Annotated in this window: 1 protein-coding gene; it reads left to right on the top strand. The window is 59.5% G+C overall.

Annotation, left to right across the window (positions count from 1 at the left end):
• Positions 1 to 648 precede the first annotated feature (648 nt).
• Positions 649 to 835: hypothetical protein (locus tag DVK01_RS21000; protein WP_147435228.1), on the top strand; the 187-nt coding region annotated here is incomplete at its 3' end.

Genomic DNA, 835 nt, shown 5'->3' with positions numbered 1-835 from the left:
GACCGGCACGGCGAACGTCAGCACATCCTCGGCAGCGGGAACCGAGCAGATATCCGTCGGTACGTTCTCTCCTGCTTCGTATCGCTTGTTAACCATTCTGATTACCCACCCTTTGTGGCGGCTCTGAGCAGTATCTCACCCACCCCTTGAGATATCCTATCGAGTTTCGACTACAACTCCAACGACCACGATGATAATCGTTCCCCCCAAGCGGACGAGAGCGGCGGCCGAACGGGTCTCACACGGTCGGGTGGTCGTGACCGCGAGTCTCATCGCGTTCGAGAGCGTCCGACACGCGTGTTCTCGGCCGAGGTCGAACGCGCCAAACCGTGGTCGGCTGTCCCAGTGTGATGAAGATACGTCTGTTACATCTCTGTCGGTCACTCGCGTTCCGTCCACCGCGGTCGCCTCGCAACCGCCACCCGCGGTCGCCTCGCAACGCCCCTCGCTTACGCGGGAGCCAAGTCGACACCGCCGATATCATAACATATATTATGGATATTCGCACGTCGGCGGCGACCGCGCCGTGTCGCTTGCGACGACGGGGGTTGATTTCAACGGCGTGAGGTCCGCCCGAGACCAGGCATCGACCTTTCAGAAATTTTCACATTCAAAAGTATTATGCCGTTTCTATCTGTTGGGTGAGATATGAGTCGCTACCGCAGGCTCTCCCGACAAGGGTTGAGTCTTGCACTCACTCTCATCGTGGTATTCTCGGTTATCGCAGGGCCAGTCTCTGCGAGCGCCGGGACCGCCACAGGTGAGGCACAACTGGGTGGACCGCCCGCTAACCAACTCGACACGGTCGACGACGACCAACTGACCCGGGCGTCGG

The sequence above is a fragment of the Haloarcula sp. Atlit-120R genome, assembly GCF_003665885.1.
Taxonomy (GTDB): Archaea; Halobacteriota; Halobacteria; order Halobacteriales; family Haloarculaceae; genus Haloarcula; species Haloarcula taiwanensis.
Note: the sequence above shows the minus strand (reverse complement) of the source record. Positions and strands in the feature narration are given on the sequence as shown.